Here is a 25,803-nt window from a genome sequence, read left to right on the forward strand (position 1 = left end):
GAGTTCAGAAATAGTTTAGTCATAAACATAATTTTCTATTCCTGCGCGAGGATTGATTTAATATTTCGTAAAATCACCCAAGAACAGCTTAAGACGAACCCTATAAACATTGCAAAAATGATAATGAATTTCCTTTTATTATTAATAGCTTCTGATACAACTATATCATCATCAACTCTTGCGAGTAGAACCTGTTTCATATTGGGTTTGAAGCTTATTATATTATCATATTCTAGTTTCAATTTACGTACTTCTGGAGATATGTCATTATATGAACGATGCTTTAAATTTTTTATTTCTGTAGTTAAAGCTTTTGTTCCACGCAAATGTATAGAACTATCGGAAATAATCGGCCCTTTAGATATAGAAGGATCCGTGATACCTAAGCTACTTGCAGTCTGATAAGCTTTTTTAAGAGTTTCTAATTGATTCTCTCTCATTTCATCAGCAGCTTTATGAAGCAAAGCGAGTTCATGTTTATAATGCTCTTTATAAGCGTTTTTTTCCATTTCCATTGCATGATACATTTTTTCCCTGGATTTTTTATTTACCAAGTCTATAAACGACAAAGCATTTTGCTTAGCAGCTCTCTGGCTGTGGGCTGTAATAATCACAGAATATCGCTGAGCGGCTTCTTGCAGGGTTGTTAGTGAAATAGGTTCGTTTTGTTTTTTCGCAGCCTTAATACCTTGTAGGTTGTCCAAAAATTCATTTTTTACTGAATCAGAAAGTAGTACTCCTCGAAATATATTATAAGAATCAATAGTATTTATGGGTTTTAAAGGAGAAGAAAATGAGCGACCAAAATTCAATGGGGCAATATCGCTATTAATCGGAGAAACAAATGTAACTTTCGCCGTAAATACAGGTTTAATTAGACCCGTTATAATAATTGCAGCCAAGCAAAAGAGGATAGTGATGCCAATAATAAACAATTTCCTTTTCCACAATAATTTACATAATTCTATTAAATCCACTTCACTATTGTAGCTATTAGAAATTGATTGTTTCACCTAACTCCCCTCCAAATCCCGTAATGTCTTATATTCAACCAGCTTCAGTAGCTTCTAACATAACATTTTTTAATACTTTACAGGTTTGATTAATCTCAGCAGTCGTTAACGTTGGATGGACCAAGAACATCAAACTAGTTTCACCTAACTCCTTTGCAACAGGTAATCGTTGTATTGGCCGCAAATTAGTATTATCAAAAGCCTTTTCCAAATACACTTCAGAACAAGAACCGTAATAACATGGTACACCTTGTTTATTAATGGCCTCTAGTATGCGAGCTCTACTCCAATTTCGATTTAATTCACTGTTATTAATAAATACATAGCATTTGTAAGCAGCATGTTCTATATCGGTGGGTATTGGAGGAATGCGTAATCCGGGTAATTGCATGGCAGTATTCCAGATTTGATTAGCATTATCTAACCGCTGTCGATGCCATAAGGGCATTTTCTTTAATTGTAGCCGGCCTAAAGCAGCCTGAATTTCAAGCATTCTTCCGTTCATACCAAAACTGTGATGTAGCCAACGAAATTCAGATTGATGGGTTGTTTTGTAGACAGCATCCCAAGACTTTCCATGATCCTTAAAAGACCACATTGTTGCCCACAAATTACAGTTATTAGTGGTTATCATACCACCTTCACCTCCTGTAGTCATAATTTTATCCTGACAAAAAGACCAAGCACCAATGTGTCCAATCGAACCTACAGAGCGTCCTTTATATTTAGCCCCATGTGCCTGAGCACAGTCTTCAATTACAAATAATCCATATTCGTCAGCCAGTGCCATGATCGGGTCCATGTCACAAGGCCACCCAGCAAGGTGAACGCAGATTATTGCCTTGGTCTTGGTTGTTAATACCTCACGAATGGTATCAGCAGTGATATTCTGACTGTTTTCATCTACATCAGCAAAAACAGGCTTAGCACCCGCTAAAATAATCGAAGAAACTGACGCAATAAAAGTTCTAGGAGTCACAATAACTTCATCACCTGGCTCAAGATTTAATGCCTTGAGTGCGACGTCCAAAGCTACCGTTCCATTCGCCAGAGCTATCGCATGTTCCACCCCTACCCAAGCAGCAAATTCTTTTTCAAACTCCAAACATTCATTACCAGTCCAATAATTGACTTTATTTGAAAGTAGTACTCGTCTGAGAACGTCTGCATCTACCTCTGTATAACTAGGCCATGGTGAAAAAGCTGTATTTAACACGTTATTCCCTCTATTTGTTTAATTTTAATTTTGCAGGCACGCCTACAACAGTCCAATTATCAGCAATACTCTCAACTACAGCAGCACCAGCCCCTACTATTACCTCGCTACCAATAACTATTTTTTGGCGAACACTCGCTCCTATACCAATCCAGCTTAAATTGCCAATCTGGACATTACCAGCAAGATGAGCTCCCGGAGAAATATGAACGCCGTCACCAATCATACAATCGTGATCCACTGAGGCAGATGTATTAATAATGCAGCCAAGGCCACAACGTGCGTCTATATTCACAACTGCATTAGCAAGTACCACAGTACCCACTGCTAAAAAAGCATAGGGACTTATAGTCGCGGCAGGATGGACAATGCTTACTACAGGAATATTGGCTCTTAACAAATTTTTGATTTTTTCCAACCGAATTGAATTTGCCCCAATACCCACAATAACACCATCATAGTTCCCTTTTTGCTCTATTAGAGATCTACTATCACCTATTACATCCCAATGGCTTATTTTTGTTAGCATGGGCCATTTATCATCAAAAAAAATAATTTCTTTCCAACCCGCTAACAAAGCAGCATCAGCAATAACTTTACCGTGTCCACTAGCGCCAAGAATAGCTAATTTTTTCACTACTGTGAACCTCTAAATTTCTCAGCCGTAGCGCTACCTTCGCTAGTAATTCCATCACGAATAAGCACTTGTTTTACGGTTAGAAATATTATTTTCACATCTAACCAAAAAGATTGATTATCAATATACCAAACATCTAAGTTAAACTTGTCTTCCCAAGCAAGGGCGTTACGACCGTTTACTTGAGCAAGTCCAGTAATACCTGGTCTCATTGCATGACGCCTTTTTTGTTGAACATTATATAGAGGTAGATATTCCATTAATAAAGGTCTTGGTCCAACTATACTCATTTCACCTTTTAAAACATTCCATAATTCGGGTAGTTCATCTAGACTACTAGAACGCAAGAATTTACCCAAAGAGGTTAAACGTTTTTCATCTGATAATAAGGTTCCATTTTTATCCTTTGCATCCAACATAGTTCTAAATTTAACCATATGAAAAGGTTTACCATCGAGGCCTGGTCGTTGTTGTCGAAAAAAAACTGGGCTTCCTAAATGCCAACGAACAAAGAAAGCTATACAACCCATAACAGGCAGGGTCAAAATTAATAATAAGCTAGCAATAAAAATATCAAACAGCCGTTTAGCCAACACAAGCTCCTTCAAGCCAATCTACAAAATTGTCTGCCAACATGGTTCTATCAAAATCAGTCTTTGCCAAAAGACGGGCTCGCTCCCCTTTTTCACATAATGCATGGCGATTCTCTGAAGCATATTCTAACACGTCTGCGAATGCTATTGGCATATTCGGTGGTATCACAAACCCGCAATCTTTTTGAGTAATTAAATCTGCAAGCCAGCCCGGATAATTATTTAACACAGGCAAACCTGAGGCAATGTAATCAAAAAATTTATTGGGTGAGGTTCCATAATAAAATGCAGGCACGTCTGCCAAAATCTGTAAACCTAGATGCGCAGTTTCCATCAGCCCAGCAAGCTTTTTCTTATCCACAGGGTCATGAAAAATTACATTATCCAAATTTTCTTTTAAAACTCGCTTTTGCAACTCAGATTTCAATTTACCCTGGCCAATTAAAAGCAATTTAATATCGCTTCTCCCTCGACGCTTTAATTCAGCTGCCGCATCAAGTACGGAGTTTAGACCATTTGCAATACCATGGGTACCAGCAAATATGGCAAAAAAATCTTTTTCATTAATTCCATTCGGGCGCCACGGTATATTAGGGACAGAAAAAATTTGTAAATCACATCCATTGGGTAACAATTTAACCTTATTTTCAACTACCCCTCGTTGTAAAATTCCATTAACAATACCGGGTGATAATCCAATTAAGCGATGGGCAGAATGATAAGACAACCATTCCAATAAAGACATGGCACTCAATATTATTGGATTACGAATTACCCTCATTGCTTTTGGCAACTCTGGCCACAAATCTCGAACTTCAAATACAAAAGGTTTTTTTAGTAACCAACGAGCAAAAATTCCAGGAATCGCAACAGTTAAAGGCGTAGACGTTGCAAAAATTAAATCGTATTTTTCAGTAAACACAAGCCTCAGGCTTTTAACTGCAAATTTAATAAATGTCTTAGCTCTAACCAAGAAACGATCATGATTTGAATAAGCCAAATCAAATTCAATAATTTCGATTCCATCAACAGTCCCACGACGACATCCATTAACAAAGGGTTCCGATAAACCTGTTTTAGCTTCGCCATAACTCCCACAAACTATAGTTACCTCATGACCACGTTTGATTAATTGCTTAGACATTTCATAGGAGCGAATCCCTGTAGTCCCTTTTGGGGTGGAAAAATGTTGGTGAAAATATAATACTTTCATTACCAGCTGTACTCCGTTACCAAAATACCCGCCTGATGCACTTCTACTTCCAACACAGGCAATTTATTCTTTTGAAGATAATAGCGCGACTCCCAACCGTCAACTAATTCAAAACGCACTATTGGAACAGTCGCACTTACTTTGATTGTTTGCTTACCATTCGTCAAGGTATGTCCTTCAATTTTCCAATCATCCGGTTTCAATCGCCACCGCAAAACTGCACAATTAATAAATCCATTTATTTTATCCTCTATTTTCAAAATATTATTAGTTAACATCACAAATCGCTCATGAGTTGCTTTATAGGCGTCCTGATATGACACACCGAAAGAGACAGCTTCCTCATGATCTTGTAATGGTTCTAAAGATTTAACTTTTATCCAATCTCCAAATAGAAAGCGACTGAGACGAGACATTTGATTACGATTATCAAATTGAATGGTATTATGGCTTGCAGTACCAGGGAAATAAGAAGACCAATTAGGTTCAGCATTATAACTATAACTACCAGCATCCCTTAATACATTCTCGTCTCTAATCCATAGATCAAGGTGAAGAGCATCAGCTTGGCTTGGTCGAAAACGAAAGCGAGGGTAACGAATTAAGGCGAAAACATTTGGACGCCGCAATAATGCATAGCCACCTTCATCAAATAAAGTACTCTTTGGTGCATCCATAATTCTTGTTGAATCATTTATATTGAACCATTTTAAAGGTAAATTCCAAGAGCCTTCCCCTTCATAGGCTTTTTGATTGTTAAAAAGCCGCATTGCAAGTTGTACTGAGGGCCTATAATCACGATAATCAGTATCAGTTATAGGAAATAATCGGGCACCATCATTTGCCCCAACATTAGGTCCATCACCCGTATGCGGATTGATCAAGTTTGCCAACCAGTAGGTTGCTGCTTGTACACGTGCCTTCCAAGCTTTTGAAAATGGAGGCAACGAAAGATATCGTCTCCATATTTCAACCATTGAGAGTGTATCAAGAACTACGCGGTGATAATTTAGAGAGTGCTGACTAAAACTACCATCTGCTGCAATTAATCGTAACACTCGATTCTCTAACCATTTCTGGCCACATGTTCGCCATTGTTGTCCCTTATGATGCCCTAAATATTCAAGCCAGCTACCACCGATAAAAAGAGCTGCGGCCTCAGAAGTACCATGATTGTTATCTTGAGCAATTGCATAGGCTAATGTTAACTTTATACGAGATAGATGCATCTTAATTAAATCTATAAGATTTGAGGTTGGCTTCTGCACTTGTTCTAATAAGATAGCAGCCATCGCCAAGTGCATCACACGAATACCCGCTTCCTGTCCACATTTCCAATTCACACCATAGTAGGGGGGATTATGCTTACACCAATCTTCTAGCCAAAAGTTAAGTTTTTCTAAGGATTTTTCATCGCCTAAATTTGCACTTTGAGCAAAGGATAAAACCCACTCAAAACGAGATGCCTCCCAGATACCTTTAATATCCCCAACAGTGGGATCAAAATCTGGAATTCTCCACCATGCAAGAGATGCTGGGGCGTTTTTTTTCGTTAGTGGATTAAAATGCCAGTCAGGAGGATTTTCAGTGACTGGGATAGAATGGTAACCAAAATATTTTGCTATTTTTTGCCAATTTAGAGTAGGAACAAGCTCTGTCTTAATAGACGCACCCTGAGCAAAAAAGCTCCCTGTAAGAATTTCTTTCTGCTCATGAGGCCTTGAATAGAATCCATATTTTTTACTAATACGATGAATTATCACCAATAAAAAATTCTTAGCTCCAAGAGATCTTACCGTGTTAACTTTTGTAAATAATTTACTCATTGTCGTCGGAGTTGCTCGGCTACCTCAATACTTACTCTCGCTACCTCAAATATTTCCTCCACAGGAATGGGAGTAGCAAGTCCTTGTTCGATAGCAGATAAAAATGCTTGAACACACTGTTCTTGTCCTTTATTTTGTTTCCATAGATTCATAGTCTTAAATTCTGGCCAACCGTAGCCTTTAAGTTTGCGAAAATTATCTAATTGTAAAACTCTTCCAGCAGTAAATATTTCTATTCTCTCTTTCGGAAATGCCGCAGCTCCATTGGCTAAATAGTTAATTGTACCAAATGATCCGTCTGCAAAACCTAAAATAATTGCCGCTTTATCCTCAGTAATTTTTAAAGCAGCGTTATCCCCCATACGTCGTGCTTGAATAGATATAATTTTACTGCCAGCTAGAAAACGCATTAAGTCAATAAAATGACAAGCCTCACCTATGATGCGTCCTCCTCCTGTGGCATTATCTTGAATCCAATGCTCTGCCGGAATGGCACCTGCATTCATAGTCATAATAAAAGACTTGGGCTCACTTATTGTCTGTAATAATTTTTTAATTTTTTGAACTTGGGGTGCAAAGCGGCGATTAAATCCCACCATTAAGTGGTTTTTTTTCCCACAAATTTTTGCTGTGTGATAGGCTGCTTCAACTTCAGATACTTCCTGTAAGCTAAGGGCAAGGGGTTTTTCTACGAACACATGCTTTCCAGCAGACAATGCTTTAGATACAAGATTTGCATGCGTGTCATGACGTGTAACTATTGTAATTGTATTAATAGCATCATTGGAAAACAGGATATTTTGGTCGGTGGAGGTTGTGGCAAAGCCCAGCTTTTTGCCGTGTATGCTCCCACTAATCCCTCCTGTTGTCACGAGTGTATGAAACTGAGCTCCAATCTTTTTAAATGCGGGAAGCAAAATTCGGGAAGCATAATTGCCAGCCCCTATCACTCCAAGAAGAGGTTTTTTAGAATCGAACTCTCTAGTTTCGTCAAGCTTGATAGTTGTCTGTAATAGTTTAGAAATATCGTTATTATATTGTAAAACAATTCCTAGTGCAGACTTATCCTGAGTAAGAATCTGATAAGCTTCGGTAGCTTTTTCAAAAAGAAAAGTATGGGTGATTAAAGGCTTAACATTCAACTGCCCTACGGACATCATATCTAATACAGCCTCAAAATTACGCTTTTCTGTCCAGCGCACAAAACCAATTGGATAATCAAAGCCTTTTTCTTCATAAGAAGGATCATATCGACCTGGGCCGTACGAACAGGAAACTTGAAAACTTAATTCTTTTTCATAAAAGTCAGCACGATCCAGCTCTAAACCTGTAGTCCCTACCAAAACAATACGTCCTCGCTTGCGACTCATGCGAGCTGCTTGTTTAATTGGTTCTTGTGATCTTGTTGAAGTGGTGATAATGACTCCATCTACACCTTGACAACGACTAAAAGCCAATCCTGCAGCCACAGGATCTTCATCTTGGCTGAGATTGCAAATTTCAGCCCCAAATTGTTTAGCCAAGTTTAACTTTGTATCATCGAAATCAATAGCTAACACCCGACAGCCATTAGCTTTAAGCAGCTGAACAGTAAGCAAACCGATGAGCCCCACTCCGATCACAGTAAAGCACTCCCCAAGGCTCGGATTAGCAAGACGAATGCCTTGCAGAGCAATACTGGCTAGCACTGTAAAAACAGCGGTTTCATCATTAACATTTTCAGGAATACGTGCACATAGATTTGACGGAGCCTTGACCATTTCAGCATGCGGACCATTTGAAATAACACGATCCCCTACTCTAAATCCACGAACATTTTTTCCGACCTCAACTACTGTTCCGACATGGCAATATCCTAAAGATATTGGCTGAGATAACTTAGAACGCACAGCTTGCACTGTAGTCATCAATCCATCTGTTTTGATTTTTTCTAAAACCATTCTAACTTTTTCAGGTTGCTGTTTTGCCTTTGCTAGGTAAGAAGCTTTACCAAAATCCACGAGCATTCGTTCCGTACCTGCAGAAATTAATGTAGTATTCGTACTAATTATCAAGTGTCCTTCGGAACATGATGGGGTAGGACTTTCAAGGAGCTCTATTGTGCCGTCATTAAGATGCTGTAAAATTTGTTTCATTATTAAGTCTCCATATTAATGTACAGCAAAATCTAGTCTTTAAATTTCTGAATAAAAACTACCACTTTTAGGCATATAACAAAAGGATTTATTATATGCCTAATCATCTTTTAAGATAAACATAATCTTTGACGATTCTGTCATGATCAAATAAACAATTTTCTATATTCGCTATTCTTTATTCAGAATTAGTTGCCCTCTTTGGTATCGTGAAAGAAAAATATGATTTTTGTCTCTGAGAAAAAGATGGGTAACAAAGAGCATACGCAAAAAAAACAGGTAAGATTGAGTAAACGAAAGACTTTAGAAAAGAAGAAAAGTCGGTTCGCAAAAAAAAGAAAAACCACGGAATCACTATTGCATACCAAATTACATTGATAGGTCTAGGGTTCACTATTGCTTTATTCTCTATATACTTGATTACACTTCCCACTAAAAAAAATTCGGCAAAAACACCTATAGTCCCAAAATTTAGGTATCCTTCAGCCACGGGAAAAAAACCCATATTTCCACCAATAGCGATGTAGTCAGCAGAAAAAAATTCTTTCGTATATTGTTCACTTAGACTAGCTGAAAACTTTAAAATTGATGAAGGAATAATATTTATAAATGCTTCCATATAACTTTTTCCAAGCTGAAAACCATCTATGAACCAATGATCTTTAACCTGAAGCATTGCTCTGAACGGAGCACCGAGTTCACTTTTGGATAAATCTAACCATGTCAAGTTAAAATGACCTGAAATATAAGAGAAAGCCGCCATAACGCCCTGATCAGATAACACCTGCCTAAAACTAGCAAAAATTCCAAATAAAAAAACACAAGCAAGAGAAAATAAAATTAATTTTTTAGAAACTCTACCTCTAACTTTTAAAAAATACATAGAAAGAGAAGATAGAATTAGAAAAAAACTTGGCCTTCTAATACCTAAATAGCTAACTCCTATAACAAAAAAAAGTAGGAACAATATTAAAAAAAAGCCTAACATTCGTCTCTTTCGTACAGGATCATATAACCATGAATATGCCAGAAAAAGAAAACCTACAATTGAATAATAAAGACCCAGCTCTATCGGCCCCACTTCTCTTTTTATTAAAGCCCTTCCAGCATAACCAGCACTTAGATATGCTGAAAAACCAACAGACACTGAGATAGCTATGAGCAATGCAATGACGCCTAAGGAAACAGTTACAAAGCCAAACACTAACTCATCCTTGTAAAGCTGCTTAGCAAAAAAATTAGGCTTTCCCACAAAATAATAACTTGATACTAATCCTAACAGAGCTGCTACACAGTTAATTGTAACAAAGCTTACTCCTTCGCTGTCATAATCAGAGTATACCAAGTGGTGTAATGGAATAGCCATTGAATAGAAAAAAAGAGCTAAAAGACAAATAGTAGATATCGAAAATATACTCACTACTGATCTGTAACTTGCGAGAATAGCTCCAAAAATGAAGCAACCAAAAGCAGAAATAATGACCTCAGTACTAAGACTAAGCCAGTAAAATATAAAGACACAAGCAGCTAGAGTTAAAAAAATGTGCCCCAAAATTAATTCAATGGAGCTAATTGAATATGCAATATTTTTTTTCATAATTAATATATCTGTCCAAGAGGATCATAGTATTTATATAACCTATAGATATTACCGTTATGTCTGCTTACAGTCGTTTCAGAAATCATCTATTTTTTTATGAATAAATTTATATAAATTTTTCACATTTGGCACCAATGAATCCATTTTAAAATTTTCTATTTTGTTAAGCATGCGGGTTTGACATTTTTTATATTCTTCATTTAGTAGCATCGCATAAGACCTAGTAAATATTTGCTCATAGCAGCTGACGTTATTCAAATCTGAAATTTTAAAAAACATGCTAAATTCACGCAAGGAAGCATAAGAATCTAGGTCAGCAAGTAAAGGTATAGCTCCACATGCTGCGGCCTCTAGAATAGAACTTGACAATTGATCGGACTCGGGTACAGATATTGAAAAATCCGCTATTGATAAAAATTTCACAAGTTCTTGTTGAGATAAAAAACCCTTTATTAGTTTAATATAAGAATTATCAGTACAAAGAAGTTCAACTTTTTCCAGATAATTATAATCTGAATCACCTTCAAGTAGAATCAAAGTACCTACTTTGTTTTTTTTTCTAAACTGCATAAAAGCTTGAGCCACCTCCAAAGTATGGTAATGTGGATGAATCCTTCGATTAACAACCCAAATAGGGCCATCTAATGTTCCAAAATGCGTTTTTATTTCATCTTTATTTTTTTGCTCATAACAAAAGATATTTGAAATTCCTAAACTAAATTCAAAAATTCTATTTGTGTCGACGCCAAATTTAGAAATTAAATCTTTAGTCATTTCTGGTGAGGTTGAAGATATAGCTGTTGCTTTTTTAAGTATTAAACGAATTAAATAATAATATAACTTACTTTTATTATGAGACTGGAAAATTTCACTGCCATAGGTTGTTATAATATATTGTTTTCCTGATAGGAAAGCCGTTAAACCATATCCTGAAGTATTATGTGCATGTAGAAAAAATGAAGGATATCGTACGCTTACAATTCTTATAAAAAGACCCGCCAGTATATATTTTAATGTGGTTGGAATATGATTTAAAATCAAAGGAAGTATTCTTTCAACACGTGAACTTGTTAGCTTTTCTTTTTTTGATGAATGTATTGTATGAATACAAATGTTATATCCAGCTAATCTTAATAACTCTTCCCAATGTCGTACATGGGGGCTGTAAGGGTTAGCCAAAAAATTAATTTTATCATGCTCCATTTGAAACTCTTTTTTCCAATATATAAATATTATTTTTGTAGTAATACACAAATTGAAGAACTAGATATGCACCCAAAATACCAACGACTTTCCCTAGCATTTGATCACGTATAAATCCAGCTATAGAAACAGCAATAATAGCCCATAATAAACTTCCTATAAGCAAAAAAGTGTATTTACCTTGGGAAACTAACAATTGATTTTGAATGGCTCCTAAGGAGGCTATTATTCCAGAAATTTGCCATAACAAAACAACTATTATTATTTTATTTGACATTACTATTCCGTATATACGGAATAGTAATGGTAATGCCAAACAGACAGCAGCTAACCATATAATGCCAACAATCAAATAATAAAAATTTAAATTACTAATTAGCACTTTTTTTTGTTTATATAAATTTTGACTTAACTTCGGAACGAGAATTCCTCCTAATATTCCTGGTATAAATATAACCACTGTAAAAAGCTGAAATCCTAAAAAAAAGGCTGACTTACCTACAATGTCAGGAGAAGCATTAATTTGCTTTCCAAAGAGGAAAAATATAATCAAAAAAGGCAAGCCGAATAAAGCGCTATAAGTAGACTTTGCCATTTCTACCAAAAAATTATCTTTGAAAATTTTTTTGCACAATTTAATACAGTTTCCTGTAATCTTGAACCAGCTATACAGCCCTAAAAACATCCACATTAATGAAAACAGCAGCAACAGCAAATAATAGTTGTCAAAGATAATCAAAAAAACGCTTAATCCAAATATTATTAAACTATTATAGAACCATAGGTACCCTGCTAAACGATGTTCGTTTGACCTATTTAAAATTGCAGAAGCGAGGGAAAGAAGAAAATATCCCAGACAATAAAAAAGAATCGATATAAAAATCAGAATTTGTACATGCGCATTGACGCTGTCAGGTCTCTCAGGTAAGCAAATACCAAAAAGAAACAAGAGACTTAATATGATTAAGGCAAACAAGAGATTTGCAAACCCGCCATATTGTAGCCTTAATAGTCGATCTTCTGAATCACTGGGTAGAGATAATATTCGAGGTATAGTCCCCATAAGAGAAAAATTAGTAACAACATTTGAAATGGTTAAAAACAGAACGAATTGTGTATAGGCATCTTCTCCTAATTTATGAGCAATCAAGGCACCTAGCATTATCGGAGCAAAACGGGATAAACCAACACCTACTACATAAATAGCTCCTTGAATCAATTTTAATCTCCGCTATTCAAAATCTCTTTATGCTTTTTAAGTTCATCTTCAGAGAATCTTGATTTAACAATTTTGGCAGGAACACCCGCAACAATAGTATATGGAGGCACCGATTTAGTGACTACACTACCGGCTGCAACTACAGCACCCTCTCCAATCGAAACGCCCTTTAAAATCACTGCATTAGCGCCAATCCAAACATCTCTATTTATAGTGACTGCTCCTGATTTTTTTTCATATCCACTTTTTTGAGCCAAAAACATAGGTATACCAATTTGTCTTATCTCATGATCCCCACATAAGATTGTGACATTTGGGCCAAACATAACAAAAGAACTAATTTTTATTGGATTTTGCTCAGAAGCTGACATCCATGCCCCTCCCCCAATAAAAACAAAACTTCCTATATCGATACTTTCGTAGGTCATTACCGAGTTTGTGGGATCAAAAATTACATTATTACCACAAGAATGAAACCTCATCTTATACAAAATCATTAGCAATCTTGACCATACACGTCGAAAATTTTCATGAAACAAAGCTGGAATCTTTAGGATTTTTTTCATCTTACTACCTGAGAAAAATTATCTATACACTTATGTCACAGCCTTAAATTTATTAGCAGGTAGACCGTCTCTAACTGTTAATGCTACTTTGGAGCCAGAATAGACATTGGAACCAGGATAATAAGTAAACGCATTATCTTTTTCTTTATCAATTAATAATTGTTCATTATTAGCCAAAAATGAGAGTATATATCTAAATAAATTATGAGAGGACTTAATGTTGCCATCATATTTTTTGTCATAGTCAACTCCCCATTTGACAGCTAAAAATGCTCCTTGCCGTTCCATAATTTCGTTCTTTCGATATATTCCATCACGGGTACAGTGTCTAAAGATATAAGGACCATGATCCCCTGCAATAATAATCATCGCATCTTTATCTCGAGTTTTGATGGTTTGGATTGTTGAGGATAAAAATTTTGTAGTTCGCTTAACTCTTTCTTTATACAGATCAATCTCAATCTTTTCATTACAATTATTCACCGTTGCAATATCCGTTGCAGAATGGGTAGGTAAAGTAAATGCATGGATGTAAGTAAACGTTGGCTGACTTAGATCCATTTTTTTTAGAAAACGAATTGTGCTATCAATAAACTCTTTTTGATTATGGCTGGCTTGTAGAGCTGGATCAGCAAATAAATTTGTATCAGCAGGAGTCAGATAATGACGAAAGGAAGAAGGCAATAAGAGAGCAATAGTAGCAACAACACGAACTTTTAGCGGCTTTTTTAAATGTTGATTGGCAAAATAACAAACATCTGCCGCACACTTTCCATCCCAAAGATAATCCATTTCATGAAAAATATTTATAGCATAGCCATTTTTTCTAAGTATTTGATATAATTTTCCATCATTTATAATATCATTTCGCCGATTTCTTCCATTCAAATATGCAATTGTTCCATCCTTCTTATAACTCATATTCATATAAGTATAAAGTGCATTCATTGTGGGTTGTAATGAAGTATAAAAATTAGGATAGTGGGTAAATCCTTTTGTTTCCATCCATGTAAGGAATGGTTGCATATCTATTTTAAGGCCCAACATTTCCATACCATTTATATTAGTAAGACTATCAGTCAAAATGAAGAATATATTTTTTCTTTTCTTCATCTCCACTGTTTCTTCTTTAAAATCAACGATCTCCTTGTTTGTTGTATCGAATGCTGGATAAATAGCCTGAGTAATATTCCAAAGATTTAATATGCTTAATAAAATTAGAAAAAAAGCCAAGTTTTGAGAGATAAGAAAAAATCCAAGAGCAAAAATGAGGAAGGCAGACGTTCCATAAATTATCCATTTAAGATAATTTGAGCCCGTTAATAGCTTGGCAGTATTATACAGGTCGGGATTTTCAAAAATAGCTTGCTTCATCATTACCAGCCAGAATAGTAATAATAATCCTGTACAGATTTTAATATATAGGGTTTTGCTAAAATTGAATTTTATAAATATTAATTGTAATAATCCTAAACTTAAGATACTTGCAATAATTAGCAATCCTAGAGTAATCGCAATTTCAGGGAGAGCAAAACTTTGAGCATTATTAGCCACGTAAAATAATAAGGGATAAATTGGTAATAATACCCCTAATCCATAAAGCTTATATTGATTTTCCATATTATTTTCTCTTTAGCAAATATAATGTACGCAGGGAATCAGGAATAGTAATTTTGTCAACAATATCAAAATGCTCTCCGCATACAGATTCAAAATTATCTTGATTATAAAAATTAAATAAATTCTGAGATTCTCTTTTTTGTGCTAATAAAGTTTGAGCCCATGAATCTTCTGGAGGTACAAATTCAATAATTGAAAATAAACTGACTCTTTTGAAATAACTTAAAACCATTTCAAAAGTACAGTTATTAGATAAACACAAGTGATGAATCAACGCTAGTACTAAAGTACAATCAATCTGTTGTTCTAACAAGCGAGCAGTGAACGACAGGCGCTCTTGGTTATCAAATCCAATAGCAGGTGATGGATTAGTCAAATCTACAACTAAAGGTACAATAGACTCTATTTGTTTTTCTTTATTGATTTTGTAATTATAATCTATTGCAACAGGGTCAATATCAGTAACAATGATCTGCTTTGCTTTATGTACAATATGTCGAGAAAAATGTCCATTATTACCTCCTGCATCCCAAAGTTTTTTTGCACCCATACGCTCTATCCAATGCGATATAATATTTGCCTTTTCATTAAAAGCATTAGATAAATAATTTGTATTGTTGTAGTAATCACCCCATTCTGTTTTACTCTTTGTGTAATTTAAAGAGCGAATAAAGAGACTCATGTACTCGAACATATGTTGCAATTTCTTTTTGTTCAACTTTGGTGCGGGAGCTATAGTTTGGTTACTATTAAATTGTTTCAACTTTTTAGAGTGCATATGTATATTCATTTTAATGAATGGCGAGAAATGCGTATGAAATGGTAGTAAATCACTCACAAATTCAAGGGGAAGCCCATCAATATATTGCGCTAATATCTTTGACACTGTAAGTGTCTTATATTTCATAAAAAGTAAAGGTGCCAAAAAATGACGGCAAAATTGACCATAGGCACACCAAGGAGCTCCCTCCTGATAAAATTCAAAAGACAAAGTGTCAATAAATATTGGTTTACCATAGAACAATTGTACATTATAGCTTGTAGCATCTTTAAGATACATATTGTAATTTAAAGCCTCTTTTGCAACGTCCAGCGTTAGTAACGCAGCCTCTTTTAATAGTTGAAAACTCCATTCATATGGGTAGCTAATAAAAGGAATTTGCTGTGGTTCTATTATGATTTCTTTCGTAGACTGAGAAATAAGCTGATGCTTTACCAAAAGATTATTTTTCACCAACTTTTCATAAAGTCCGCATTGCATCAAGTGAGCATACTGAGCATGGTAAGAAGACAAAATGACCCGCTGGACAGTCTCTGCTTCTTTGTTATAAATAATATATCCACTAGGATCTCTGAAGGAAGAAGAGAGCCGTTGTTTTTCAAATGTAGACAATTTTATTTAAACCTCAGTACTTTTAGTTTCAGGTTCGGTTTTAGATGCTATTGTTTTTTTTCTCAATTTCATAAACAAATGTCGGAAGAAGGACGAAAAAACAGCTCTTAGGCGATGAAGATAGACCATCATAACACCAAAAAACGCAATGCAAGATTGAATAAGAAGGCTACCAGTTCCTTGGTCAAAATAAGCATATGCATTATTGATAAAAAATAAGTTCAAACCAAGAGAAGTACACAGACAAGTTGCTGCTAAAAAAGTTCGTTTTTTTAATAACTTCAAGTTATTCATACATACTCCTTTTGATTTTCAATAGTATTAAATGCAAATTCAGCTCTAAATAAAAGCAACACATCGAAAATAGCCATCACTTAAATACGAACTCTCCAGGATGAATTAAAAAGAAATTCACAGGTAAACAGTGAGTTGGATTAATACCATTATATCTTTTTATCTGCAACCATTATTGGAAGTATTTATCGATTTACGATTCTGCTAAATTTAAAGCCACTCCTACCTCATTAAGTTTCATTTGTATATTCAAATAAACCTTTTGTGTCCACTATTTTACACCCGGGTTTGGCTTGTTTATCAATATCTTGAAATATTTTATGATCAACTAAAAGCAATATAATATCCGCTTCAGGCAAAACATCCTCTACTGATTTAAGTTCAGTATTTATTATTGAGGGAGGAAGTTGAGCAATATTAGGTTCAACAACATACACTAAACCAGGATGGCTAGCGATAATATTCTTAGCAATCTTTAATGCTGGGCTTTCCCTTAGATCATCAATATTTGCTTTAAAAGTTAAACCAAAACATGCAATTGTAACATCTTTGATAGTCTTGTTAGGATTTTGCTGGAGAAATTCTGCGACCGCTTCTTTTGTTTTCTGTATAACCCACTCAGGCTTGCTGTCATTAACTTGCCGAGCCATTCGTATTAAACGAGCTTCCTCTGGAGATTTACTTATAATAAACCAGGGGTCCACTGCAATACAGTGTCCACCTACTCCAGGACCAGGTTCAAGAATATTGACGCGTGGATGATGATTAGCTATCCGAATAAGTTCCCAGACATTCATACCAAGCTTATCACAAATCATGGAGAGTTCATTTGCGAAAGCTATATTAACATCCCTGAAACTATTTTCAGTCAATTTGCACATTTCTGCTGTACGACAATCAGTAATAATACACTCACCTTCAATAAAAATTTTATAGAGCTGCGCCGCCAATTCCGAACATTTTGTTGTCATGCCACCAATAACTCTATCGTTCTGCACTAATTCACGCAAAACATGACCAGGAAGAACTCTTTCAGGACAATAAGCAATTCTAATATCAGACTCATTCCCATGAGTGTGTGGAAAAGTCAAATCAGGGCGAGCCTTTGCAAGCCACTCCGCCAATTGCTCCGTTGTACCCACCGGGGAGGTAGACTCTAAAATAACTAAATTATCTTTCTGCAACATTGGAGCGATAGCCAAACTTGCTGCACGAATATAGCTCAGATCTGGTTGATGTCCTTCTTCAAAAGGGGTGGGAACAGCGATTAGGAATGCATTTGCTGGCTCAGGCGACAGAGTTGCTCGTAAATATCTTTCACTAACAGTAGAATGAACAATAATATCTAACTCAGGCTCTACTATATGTATATGGCCGCGATTAATAATCTCTACCGTTTGAGGATTAATATCTACACCTATAACCTCAATTTTTCGCGACGCAATCACTGCAGCCGTGGGTAAACCAATATATCCTAAACCAATAACAGAAATTTTCGGAAATAAAGATTGATAATCTATCATAGAAGAATCTCTTCCTTTTTAATATGTTCATATTTAGCAACCTCTTGAGGAGCGGTGCTGTGTGGCAATTTTTCAAAATGCATTTCAGAAATAAGATTTACAATTCTTGCTGCAGCATATCCGTCCCCATAGGGATTTTTAGCTTCACTCATTCTTAAATAAGTTTGTTTATCGGTTAGTAATTCACATACAGCGTTAACTATGTTCTCCACACTTGAACCAACTAATTTTACGGTACCGGCAATTATTGCTTCTAAACGCTCTGTAGTATCACGCATCACCAAAACTGGCTTACCTAAAGAAGGTGCTTCTTCCTGTATCCCACCTGAATCAGTTAGGATGATATAACACCATTTCATTAAATAGATAAAAGGAAGATAATTTACAGGCTCAATTAGATGAACGTTAGAGATACCTTTCAACAAACTGTTTACAGGTTGTAAAATATTTGGATTCAAATGGACAGGATAAACAAGATCAACTTCAGGAAAATTTAAAGCAATTTGCTTGATCGCTTGACATATTCGTTCTACCCCTTTACCAAAATTTTCCCTCCGATGCCCCGTTATGAGAATAACTTTACGAGATGGATTAAGAAAAGGAAAATGCTTTGCTAGTTGTTCATTAAGTTCAGGCTCCAGATCAATTTTTTTTATCATGTGGAATAATGCATCCACCACGGTATTGCCGGTAACATGAATTTTTTTTGACGACACTCCTTCTCTTAAAAGATTATCGCATGCAAGTTGAGTGGGGGCAAAGTGTATATCTGCTAGGGTGGCGGTTAATTTTCGATTAGCTTCTTCAGGCCAAGGGGAATTAATATTCCCTGAACGCAAGCCAGCCTCAATATGCGCCACAGGAATTTGATGATAATAGGCTGCAAGTGTCGCCGCAAAAGTGGTTGTGGTATCACCATGGACTAAAATTAAATTCGGCCTATACTTTTTTAATAATTCTTCTATGCCTGAGAGAATTTTTATAGTCAATGCGGTCAAACTTTGATTGATAGACATCACGTCTAAATTAAAATCGGGTTTAATATTAAATAAATCCAACACTGGCATAAGCATCTGTTGATGTTGTCCTGTTATGCAGATTTTATTATTTATTGTTGGATGCAGTGCAAACTCTTTGATAAGAGGCGCCAACTTTATAGCTTCAGGACGCGTGCCAAAAACCGTCAAGGTACTAATCATAAAATCCCTTTAGCTAATTAATTATTTTTGTTTTTGAACCATAAATATTGTAATACTACTCCCATTGTCCCTATCAGCAACCCTAACAAAAGTGACAACAAAACTATAGTACTTTTGGGGAGAGATATAGGCATATCCGGCATTTTTATTGCTCCATCCAAATGAAAAGTTTTTATGTTTTCATAATCAATCTTGGATGTTTTATAAAAATGATAATTTGCTTCTAATTCCCTCAGTTCAGGTATAAAAGCATCATCTGATTTTCTTGTTGATAAATTTTGAATTTCTACTTCTAGCGCTTTGCTGCCCCGTAAATACATCATGTTTGGATCATTAAGCGTCGAAGCATCGGTTAATGTTCCATTTAAAGAAGAAATAGAAGGTTCTTTTACTCCTATTGTTTGAGCCATTTTTAAAGCTTCTTGTAGTTGCGCTAAACGATCAGCTCGTTTTTTTCTCGCAATCCCTCTTACAAATGAGATTTGCTTTTTAAGATCATGTGCAACAGTGAGATGTTGCTGTTTTATAATCTTCAATAAATTGTTTAATGTGTTTTTTTTCACTAATGAAATATATTCTTTCAACCACTGCACAGCCTGAGAGGGATTATTATTCTCCACTTTTAAAAGATATTTAGGCATGGCAGATTTAGAAACTTCAGAAATAGATACTTTTTTTAAAAAGCGATTATAAAGCTTATCTAGAGAAGAGTTTTGTTTATCCTTTTTTAATGAGGGTAGATAAATAGTATGGAAAAACTGTCGTTTTATTGCTTCTGATAACAAATTATCAGTAAAAATTTGATACACTTCTGATATAGAAAATGGGGTGATAAGTGAAGTATCTCCATGAGAATGACCATCATTTAACAAAGCGATGTCTGCCAGACTAGGCGCAGAGAGAAGTGCTTTTGCTTCATAAATTGGTTTTTTAAACGAAGCATAAAGGCCCCCTAAACAACCAAAAATTACAATAACAAATAAAATAAACCACTTACGCTTCCAAATAGTACGAAATAAATCCACTAAATCTATTTCATCATTTGGCATTACAACAGAATGCTTTCCTTCCACTGCCACTCCTTATAACGTCCTAAACGGCAAATTATTTTTATTTTTTAAATTTTGTTGGCCTGATAATACCATCAGAAAAATAAAAAATCTTCCACTTTTTCCTTACTATATTAAGCTTTTGTGAGGTAGTGGTTAATAAGCTATAAAGAATAGTCGCAAAACGCCAGCAATTAGAGATATACTGTCCGAATGTTTGAAATTTTCGGAAATGTAGGTGTCCTTAAAGGCCATGTATGATCATATAGCGGGCCATTATGCTACTGCGGATCGTTTTGGTTCGATAAGTCAAAGTCATCGTGCGGCGATAGCACAAATTAAGCGCGAGCATTTAGGATTGCGGCCTCATTACAAGGTATTGGATTTTGGGGTAGGTAATGGTGCTTTTCTGGAAAGGCTTCGAGAATTCATGCCTCAGGCGGACTTTACAGGCATTGATATTTCTTCTGAAATGTTAGAATTAGCTCGTAAAAATTTACCGTTAACAACCATTGAAGCCAGCGCTACTGAAGCAAGCAAGTACCTTCCTCATCACAGTCAGGATCTGGTATTAGCCCATTTTATTAATGCCTATATCCCCATTAATACCTTATTCAATGAGGCAGATTTGTTGACCCGTGCCAATGGTTATTTTTCGTTAATTACCACCACCTATGAATCATTCCCGGTAGCACAACATTATTTGGCAAATTTTATTGCCCAAGGGAACTTATTAAGTACTGTGGTAGGGCATTATTATAAGTCCTTGATAAAAAACTCAACCGTTGCATCCGGACTTGATGAATTAATGCATGTGTTTACCCAACATCAATTTAAAATGGTACGCCATGAGCGTCTATATATTCCTATCATGTTGGAAAATCTTGATGAACTCATCAAATTTGGTATTGAAGGCACCTGGTTTTTAAACAGCCTGGCAATTAGGATGCTACCTAAAAATTTCTTGTTAAAACGCTTAAAGCGTCTTTTTAGTCAGATTTTTACCTTTCCCTATCATGACACTCACATTATTGACGTCATATTAGCTAAAAAATAAAATTTGCGATAAAGTAATTTTTTAAATGTCCCTATTCTTTGTATACTGCTTGTCCAGTATTTTAGCGCAGCATTTTGGATCCCACGGACAAAGCCGCGGGACGTCGGGAAGGTAACTGGACTGCGTTTTCAGAGAGATTTAGAAGATTCAGGGTCAAACAGCAGGACGTAGGAAAGTAAAGCTGGGCTGGTTTTTTAGAAAGGTGTAAATAAGAGAGACAAGCCAAGTACGTATTTTTTGAACAAGCCCATTTAAAAATGAAATCATTATCGATGCCTGCACATCTTGCAATACTGTTATCGACAGGGAGTTGATATGGTGGCACAAACGATACGAAGTATCTTTCCTCAATTAAGCACTCGCCAACAGCAAACCACAAATATTGTGTTTATAACGTTCTGGAGCCAATTTTCCGTTTATGCGCTCAACACGATACTTATTCTTTTCTTAACACGTCCCCTACTCGCGCATGGACTTGGTTACTCACAAGAGAAAGCCTATGCTTTTCTAGGTATTAGTCAGGCTACAGGATATTTGATGCCGATTCTTGGTGGTTTCATGGCAGACAAAGTTTTAGGCATCCGACGAGCGATTCTTTTGGGCAGCATTATGCTGGCATTAGCTTATCTATTCATTATGCTCAGTGGTTATACTCTAGTTTCTTATGGAGATAAGTTGTTCATTGCGGCCTATGCCCTTGTGCCAGCCACCAATTCACTGCTGATGGGAACCGCTTCAAGCATGGTTTCCCGTATTTATGCCGATGATGCGGTTAACGCAAAATCAGCAATGACCTTTTACTACATGGCTATTAATGTTGGGGCCTTATTGGCAACGATTATTTCCCCTGCCTTACTTGACAGTCACTATGGTCCTTTATCGGTGCTTACCCTGGTTTTTATTGGAAAGTCAATTGCAGCTTTAAATTTTGCCAAACGCTATTCTTTGTACGATAACGTTCTTTGGGGGAAAGATACTTCCCCTTTTACCACAAAAAATAAACTGAGTTTATTTCTTTATATCGCCATAATTTATTTGTTTACCCTCTTTGCTTATTCCCATGTTTACCAGGCAAGCATTCTTATTAGCGTGGGTTGTACATTGGGTATTTTTTGGTTTTTTGCAAGAACCTTGTCATTGCCTAAAGAAAACCGTAGTAAACAATTCATTGCTTTGCTGCTTATTATAGAAGCCGTGGTGTTTTTTGTGATTTATAATCAAATGAACAGTACTTTGGTGCTTTTTGCAAAAAACAACTCTACTTTGCAGCTTCTTGGTCTGTCTATTTCCCCTGCCCAATATCAAATGCTAAATCCTTTGCTGATTATTGTTTTAGGAACCCAATTACCCCGATTTTACGCTTATTTTCCTCGCTTCACCATTCCCTATCAATTTGCAGCAGGTACGTTATTAGCAGGTTTTTCCCTCCTGCTATTAAGTTTTGCTGCTGCAATCAGCCATCAAGGTTATGCCAATGGTAATTTTATTGGCTTAACTTATGTATTAATTACGCTTGCCGAACTTTGGGTTTCGGCTGTTGGCTTAAGCATGATAGGGCTTTATTGTGATAGTCATGAAATTGCATTCGCTATGGGTGTTTGGTACTTAGCCTCTTCATTGTCCAATGCCATTTCAGGGCAATTGGCAGCACTGGTGGCCATTCCGAAATCCGTTACTTCAGCGGCTGAAAGTATACGGATTTATCAGGGCTATTATTTTGGAATGGGAGTGATTACCTTGTGTTTAGGATTTGGGATGTTAATCATTGCTTATTTCATACAGCGTTATTTTTTGAAAAAAGGGATTCAAATTGCTTAAGAAGCAGCTCTGTGGGGTCGAAAACGACCCACCCTACAATTTTATCAGACGCAGAAGGTAACTAATTGCGTCCATACTTGTCTTCAAAGCGCACAATATCATCTTCGCCCATGTATTCACCGCTTTGCACCTCAATCATCACCAATGGAATGACACCAGGATTTTCCAAACGATGTTTATGGCCTGCTGGAATATAGGTAGACTCATTGGTGTTTATATATATTTCCTGCTCACCATTAATCACCTTGGCCATACCACTCACCACAATCCAATGCTCACTGCGGTGATAATGCATTTGTAAGCTCAGGCTTGCATTGGGACGTACTTCTATGCGTTTGATTTTAAACCGGGGCCCTTCTTCCAATACGGTGTAAGAGCCCCACGGACGGTGCACTGTGCGATGAACTTTATGTGTTTCATGGCCCTGTGCTTTTAGTTGGGTATAGAGAGTTTTTACATCTTGGGCACGTGTTTTATCAGCTACTAACAAAGCATCAGGGGTATCAATAATGAAAAGATCATCAACACCTATTGCGCCAACCAATCGTTCATGGCTGCGTATGTAGCAATTAGAAACATCATGCAAAAGGGCTTCCCCTTCAATACGATTTCCCATTTTATCTGGCGTAGACAACTCCCCTAAAGCACTCCAGGAACCAATGTCGCTCCAGCCTATATTACAAGGCACCACAGCAATTTTGTCTGATTTCTCGATGACAGCATAATCCAGTGAAATTTCAGGGACTTGATTAAAAGATTGTGTTTCAAGTTCGAGCTGGGAAAAACCTTTTCCAGTGGCGATGCGTGATGATTCCATACAATTTTTAGTTGCTAACAACACTTCTGGGCAATAGCGTTCCATTTCATTCAACATGATGCCGGCAGTGAAGCAAAACATGCCTGAATTCCACAAAAAATTTCCGCTTTCCAAATAGTGCTTTGCCTTCTCTAACGAAGGTTTTTCAATAAAACGCACAACAGTGTTACCATCGGCTTCAATATAACCATAACCCGTTTCAGGGGTTTGCGGTTCAATGCCAAAAGTAACGATATTACCTGCTAAAGCCAATTCTTTTGCTTTTGTTACTGCATCAACAAATGCCTGTTGCGCTGCAATCAAATGATCAGCAGGAAGTACTAACACTAAAGCATCTTCACCATAGAGCTCAGCAACACGAAGTGTTGCTGCGGCTACTGCTGCTGCCGTATTACGGCCAAAAGGCTCAAGAATAAAAGATAAGTTTATTCTGTCTTCATAGACTTCGCGAAATTCATCCTCTGTTTTAAAAAATAAATCACGATTTGTGACAGTCAACACTTCTTGAACCTCTGCAAGCCCTATGGCACGCAGAAACGTTTTTTGTAACAAACTTTGGCCGTCAGCAAGACGAATGAAGGGTTTGGGATGCAATTCGCGAGAGACTGGCCACAAGCGTGATCCTGCTCCACCGCACAGAATAGTCGGTATAAGAGGTACTGACAATTTTTTTTCCTTCCTGCTTTTGTCGGTTAAGCTCTATTCTCTGATTTGACATAAAGTCAGTAGAGTAGAAATTAGACATTCTAAAACGGTGATTAAGAGGCAGTCAAGCTTATAGTCCCAAATTATCCCGCTTAAAGACTCTATCTGCCCGATAGCTTGAGCGTACCAAAGGACCTGAAGCGACTTCAAAAAATCCTTTTTGTAAGCCAATTTCCCGAAATTCCAGAAATTTCTCCGGTGTTACATAACGCGCAACCGGCAAGTGGTTTTTCGTGGGTTGTAAATATTGACCGAGGGTTAAAATATCGACGTGTTGGGCACGTAATTCATCCATGGTATGGATAATTTCTTCATCCGTTTCCCCCAAACCAAGCATTAAACTTGTTTTGGTAAGGACATGAGGTCGATAGCGTTTAGCAAAAGCGAGCACTTCCAGGGTTTGCCAATAGCCTGCACGATTATCGCGTACGGGATGTGTTAGACGTTCTACCGTCTCTACATTTTGTGCGAAAACATCAACGCCACTATCCAATAAGGTCATGAGACTTTGTTCTATACCCTGAAAGTCAGGGGTTAATGCTTCAACCTTCGTTTGAGGACATCGAGCCTTGATGGCGCGAATGGTATCTGCATAATGCCTAGCACCACCATCCAGCAAATCATCACGATTCACAGACGTTAAAACGACATAATCGAGATTCATTAAAGCAACCGTATTGGCTGTATTGGCAGGCTCATTTACATCAAGCCAGCCGTGGGGATTACCTGTATCTACGGCACAAAAGCGGCAAGCTCTGGTACACACTGCCCCCATCAGCATAATAGTCGCCGTACCATGAGACCAACACTCGCCAATATTAGGGCATTTTGCTTCTTCGCATACCGTAGCCAGTTTATGCTTTACGACTTGTTCTTTCACTTGATGATAGGCAGGGGTAGTATGATTAACAATACGTAACCATTTTGGTTTAGGTAATCGTTCGGAAGTATTTTCGATTGATTTAACGCCATCTTTGATGGCAACAACCCCTTGTTGGGTGCGGTATTTTTGCCCACTTTCAACCACCACAGGGATATTTTTTAATTTGCTCATACTAACACCCACCAATTTGAATGCTCTGATGATCCCAAATCAGAAAGGGTAGA

The 25,803-nt window shown here is 36.6% G+C and carries 21 protein-coding genes; 2 read left to right on the top strand and 19 right to left on the bottom strand.

All coding sequences use genetic code 11. The features are described from left to right. Window positions 1-35: 35 nt before the first annotated feature. The 17 genes from Ljam_RS05045 to Ljam_RS05125 all read right to left on the bottom strand — a co-directional run bounded on the left by Ljam_RS05045 (window position 36) and on the right by Ljam_RS05125 (window position 20,323). A complete protein-coding gene (locus Ljam_RS05045) occupies window positions 36-1,013 on the bottom strand; it encodes a Wzz/FepE/Etk N-terminal domain-containing protein (RefSeq protein WP_058449039.1) in 978 nt (325 codons plus the stop codon). 34 nt (window positions 1,014-1,047) lie between these two features. Then, window positions 1,048-2,229: a DegT/DnrJ/EryC1/StrS family aminotransferase gene (locus tag Ljam_RS05050; RefSeq protein ID WP_058449040.1), complete on the bottom strand. Its 1,182-nt coding sequence runs from the start codon at window positions 2,227-2,229 to the stop codon at window positions 1,048-1,050. Between the two features lie 10 nt (window positions 2,230-2,239). Further along, the gene (locus Ljam_RS05055; RefSeq protein WP_058449041.1) at window positions 2,240-2,866 is read right to left on the bottom strand and encodes an acetyltransferase; all 627 of its coding nucleotides are present in this window, start codon (window positions 2,864-2,866) and stop codon (window positions 2,240-2,242) included. Continuing rightward, a complete protein-coding gene (locus tag Ljam_RS05060) occupies window positions 2,866-3,462 on the bottom strand; it encodes a sugar transferase (protein ID WP_177203753.1) in 597 nt (198 codons plus the stop codon). The genes Ljam_RS05055 and Ljam_RS05060 overlap by 1 nt, the downstream gene beginning before the upstream one ends. Beyond that, complete coding sequence (locus Ljam_RS05065; protein WP_058449043.1) at window positions 3,452-4,672, bottom strand: glycosyltransferase family 4 protein; 1,221 nt, start codon at window positions 4,670-4,672, stop codon at window positions 3,452-3,454. The genes Ljam_RS05060 and Ljam_RS05065 overlap by 11 nt, the downstream gene beginning before the upstream one ends. Then, window positions 4,672-6,498: a heparinase II/III family protein gene (locus Ljam_RS05070; RefSeq protein ID WP_058449044.1), complete on the bottom strand. Its 1,827-nt coding sequence runs from the start codon at window positions 6,496-6,498 to the stop codon at window positions 4,672-4,674. The genes Ljam_RS05065 and Ljam_RS05070 overlap by 1 nt, the downstream gene beginning before the upstream one ends. Next, on the bottom strand, window positions 6,495-8,633 hold the full coding sequence (locus Ljam_RS05075) for a bi-domain-containing oxidoreductase (RefSeq protein WP_058449045.1): 2,139 nt from the start codon (window positions 8,631-8,633) through the stop codon (window positions 6,495-6,497). Before Ljam_RS05075 ends, Ljam_RS05070 begins: the two co-directional genes overlap by 4 nt. A 178-nt stretch (window positions 8,634-8,811) precedes the next feature. After that, window positions 8,812-10,230, bottom strand: a complete 1,419-nt coding sequence (locus Ljam_RS05080) for an O-antigen polymerase (protein WP_058449046.1) — start codon at window positions 10,228-10,230, stop codon at window positions 8,812-8,814. A gap of 78 nt (window positions 10,231-10,308) precedes the next feature. Next, on the bottom strand, window positions 10,309-11,436 hold the full coding sequence (locus Ljam_RS05085; RefSeq protein ID WP_058449047.1) for a glycosyltransferase: 1,128 nt from the start codon (window positions 11,434-11,436) through the stop codon (window positions 10,309-10,311). Then, the gene (locus Ljam_RS05090) at window positions 11,426-12,655 is read right to left on the bottom strand and encodes a hypothetical protein (RefSeq protein WP_058449048.1); all 1,230 of its coding nucleotides are present in this window, start codon (window positions 12,653-12,655) and stop codon (window positions 11,426-11,428) included. The genes Ljam_RS05085 and Ljam_RS05090 overlap by 11 nt, the downstream gene beginning before the upstream one ends. Before the next feature lie 2 nt (window positions 12,656-12,657). Continuing rightward, window positions 12,658-13,221, bottom strand: a complete 564-nt coding sequence (locus Ljam_RS05095; RefSeq protein WP_058449049.1) for an acyltransferase — start codon at window positions 13,219-13,221, stop codon at window positions 12,658-12,660. A 30-nt stretch (window positions 13,222-13,251) separates the two neighbouring features. Continuing rightward, entirely contained in the window at window positions 13,252-14,841 is a 1,590-nt protein-coding gene (locus Ljam_RS05100; protein ID WP_058449050.1) for a sulfatase-like hydrolase/transferase, read from the bottom strand. A gap of 1 nt (window position 14,842) precedes the next feature. Beyond that, a complete protein-coding gene (locus tag Ljam_RS05105; RefSeq protein WP_058449051.1) occupies window positions 14,843-16,234 on the bottom strand; it encodes a class I SAM-dependent methyltransferase in 1,392 nt (463 codons plus the stop codon). A 6-nt stretch (window positions 16,235-16,240) separates the two neighbouring features. Then, window positions 16,241-16,528: a hypothetical protein gene (locus Ljam_RS05110; RefSeq protein ID WP_058449052.1), complete on the bottom strand. Its 288-nt coding sequence runs from the start codon at window positions 16,526-16,528 to the stop codon at window positions 16,241-16,243. A gap of 230 nt (window positions 16,529-16,758) precedes the next feature. Further along, window positions 16,759-18,051, bottom strand: coding sequence for a UDP-N-acetyl-D-mannosamine dehydrogenase (gene wecC / locus Ljam_RS05115; protein WP_058449053.1), 1,293 nt, complete (start codon window positions 18,049-18,051; stop codon window positions 16,759-16,761). Next, on the bottom strand, window positions 18,048-19,250 hold the full coding sequence (gene wecB, locus Ljam_RS05120) for a non-hydrolyzing UDP-N-acetylglucosamine 2-epimerase (RefSeq protein WP_065235525.1): 1,203 nt from the start codon (window positions 19,248-19,250) through the stop codon (window positions 18,048-18,050). Before wecB ends, wecC begins: the two co-directional genes overlap by 4 nt. A 17-nt stretch (window positions 19,251-19,267) precedes the next feature. After that, complete coding sequence (locus Ljam_RS05125) at window positions 19,268-20,323, bottom strand: LPS O-antigen chain length determinant protein WzzB (RefSeq protein WP_058449054.1); 1,056 nt, start codon at window positions 20,321-20,323, stop codon at window positions 19,268-19,270. A 214-nt stretch (window positions 20,324-20,537) separates the two neighbouring features. Here Ljam_RS05125 and Ljam_RS05130 point away from each other — a divergent pair, with 214 nt between their 5' ends. Together Ljam_RS05130 and Ljam_RS05135 are read left to right on the top strand one after the other, a co-directional pair. Further along, window positions 20,538-21,356 carry a class I SAM-dependent methyltransferase gene (locus Ljam_RS05130; protein WP_058449055.1) on the top strand — a complete coding sequence of 273 codons (819 nt, stop codon included), beginning with the start codon at window positions 20,538-20,540 and terminating at the stop codon, window positions 21,354-21,356. A gap of 315 nt (window positions 21,357-21,671) precedes the next feature. After that, window positions 21,672-23,174: a peptide MFS transporter gene (locus Ljam_RS05135; protein WP_058449056.1), complete on the top strand. Its 1,503-nt coding sequence runs from the start codon at window positions 21,672-21,674 to the stop codon at window positions 23,172-23,174. Between the two features lie 61 nt (window positions 23,175-23,235). On the opposite strand, the gene Ljam_RS05140 is transcribed toward Ljam_RS05135, so the two are convergent. Together Ljam_RS05140 and lipA are read right to left on the bottom strand one after the other, a co-directional pair. Further along, window positions 23,236-24,657 carry a mannose-1-phosphate guanylyltransferase/mannose-6-phosphate isomerase gene (locus Ljam_RS05140; RefSeq protein WP_058449057.1) on the bottom strand — a complete coding sequence of 474 codons (1,422 nt, stop codon included), beginning with the start codon at window positions 24,655-24,657 and terminating at the stop codon, window positions 23,236-23,238. A gap of 109 nt (window positions 24,658-24,766) precedes the next feature. Then, window positions 24,767-25,750, bottom strand: a complete 984-nt coding sequence (gene lipA, locus Ljam_RS05145) for a lipoyl synthase (RefSeq protein ID WP_058449058.1) — start codon at window positions 25,748-25,750, stop codon at window positions 24,767-24,769. Window positions 25,751-25,803: the final 53 nt, after the last annotated feature.

Origin of the sequence: Legionella jamestowniensis, assembly GCF_001467745.1 — a bacterium.
Classification (GTDB): domain Bacteria; phylum Pseudomonadota; class Gammaproteobacteria; order Legionellales; family Legionellaceae; genus Tatlockia; species Tatlockia jamestowniensis.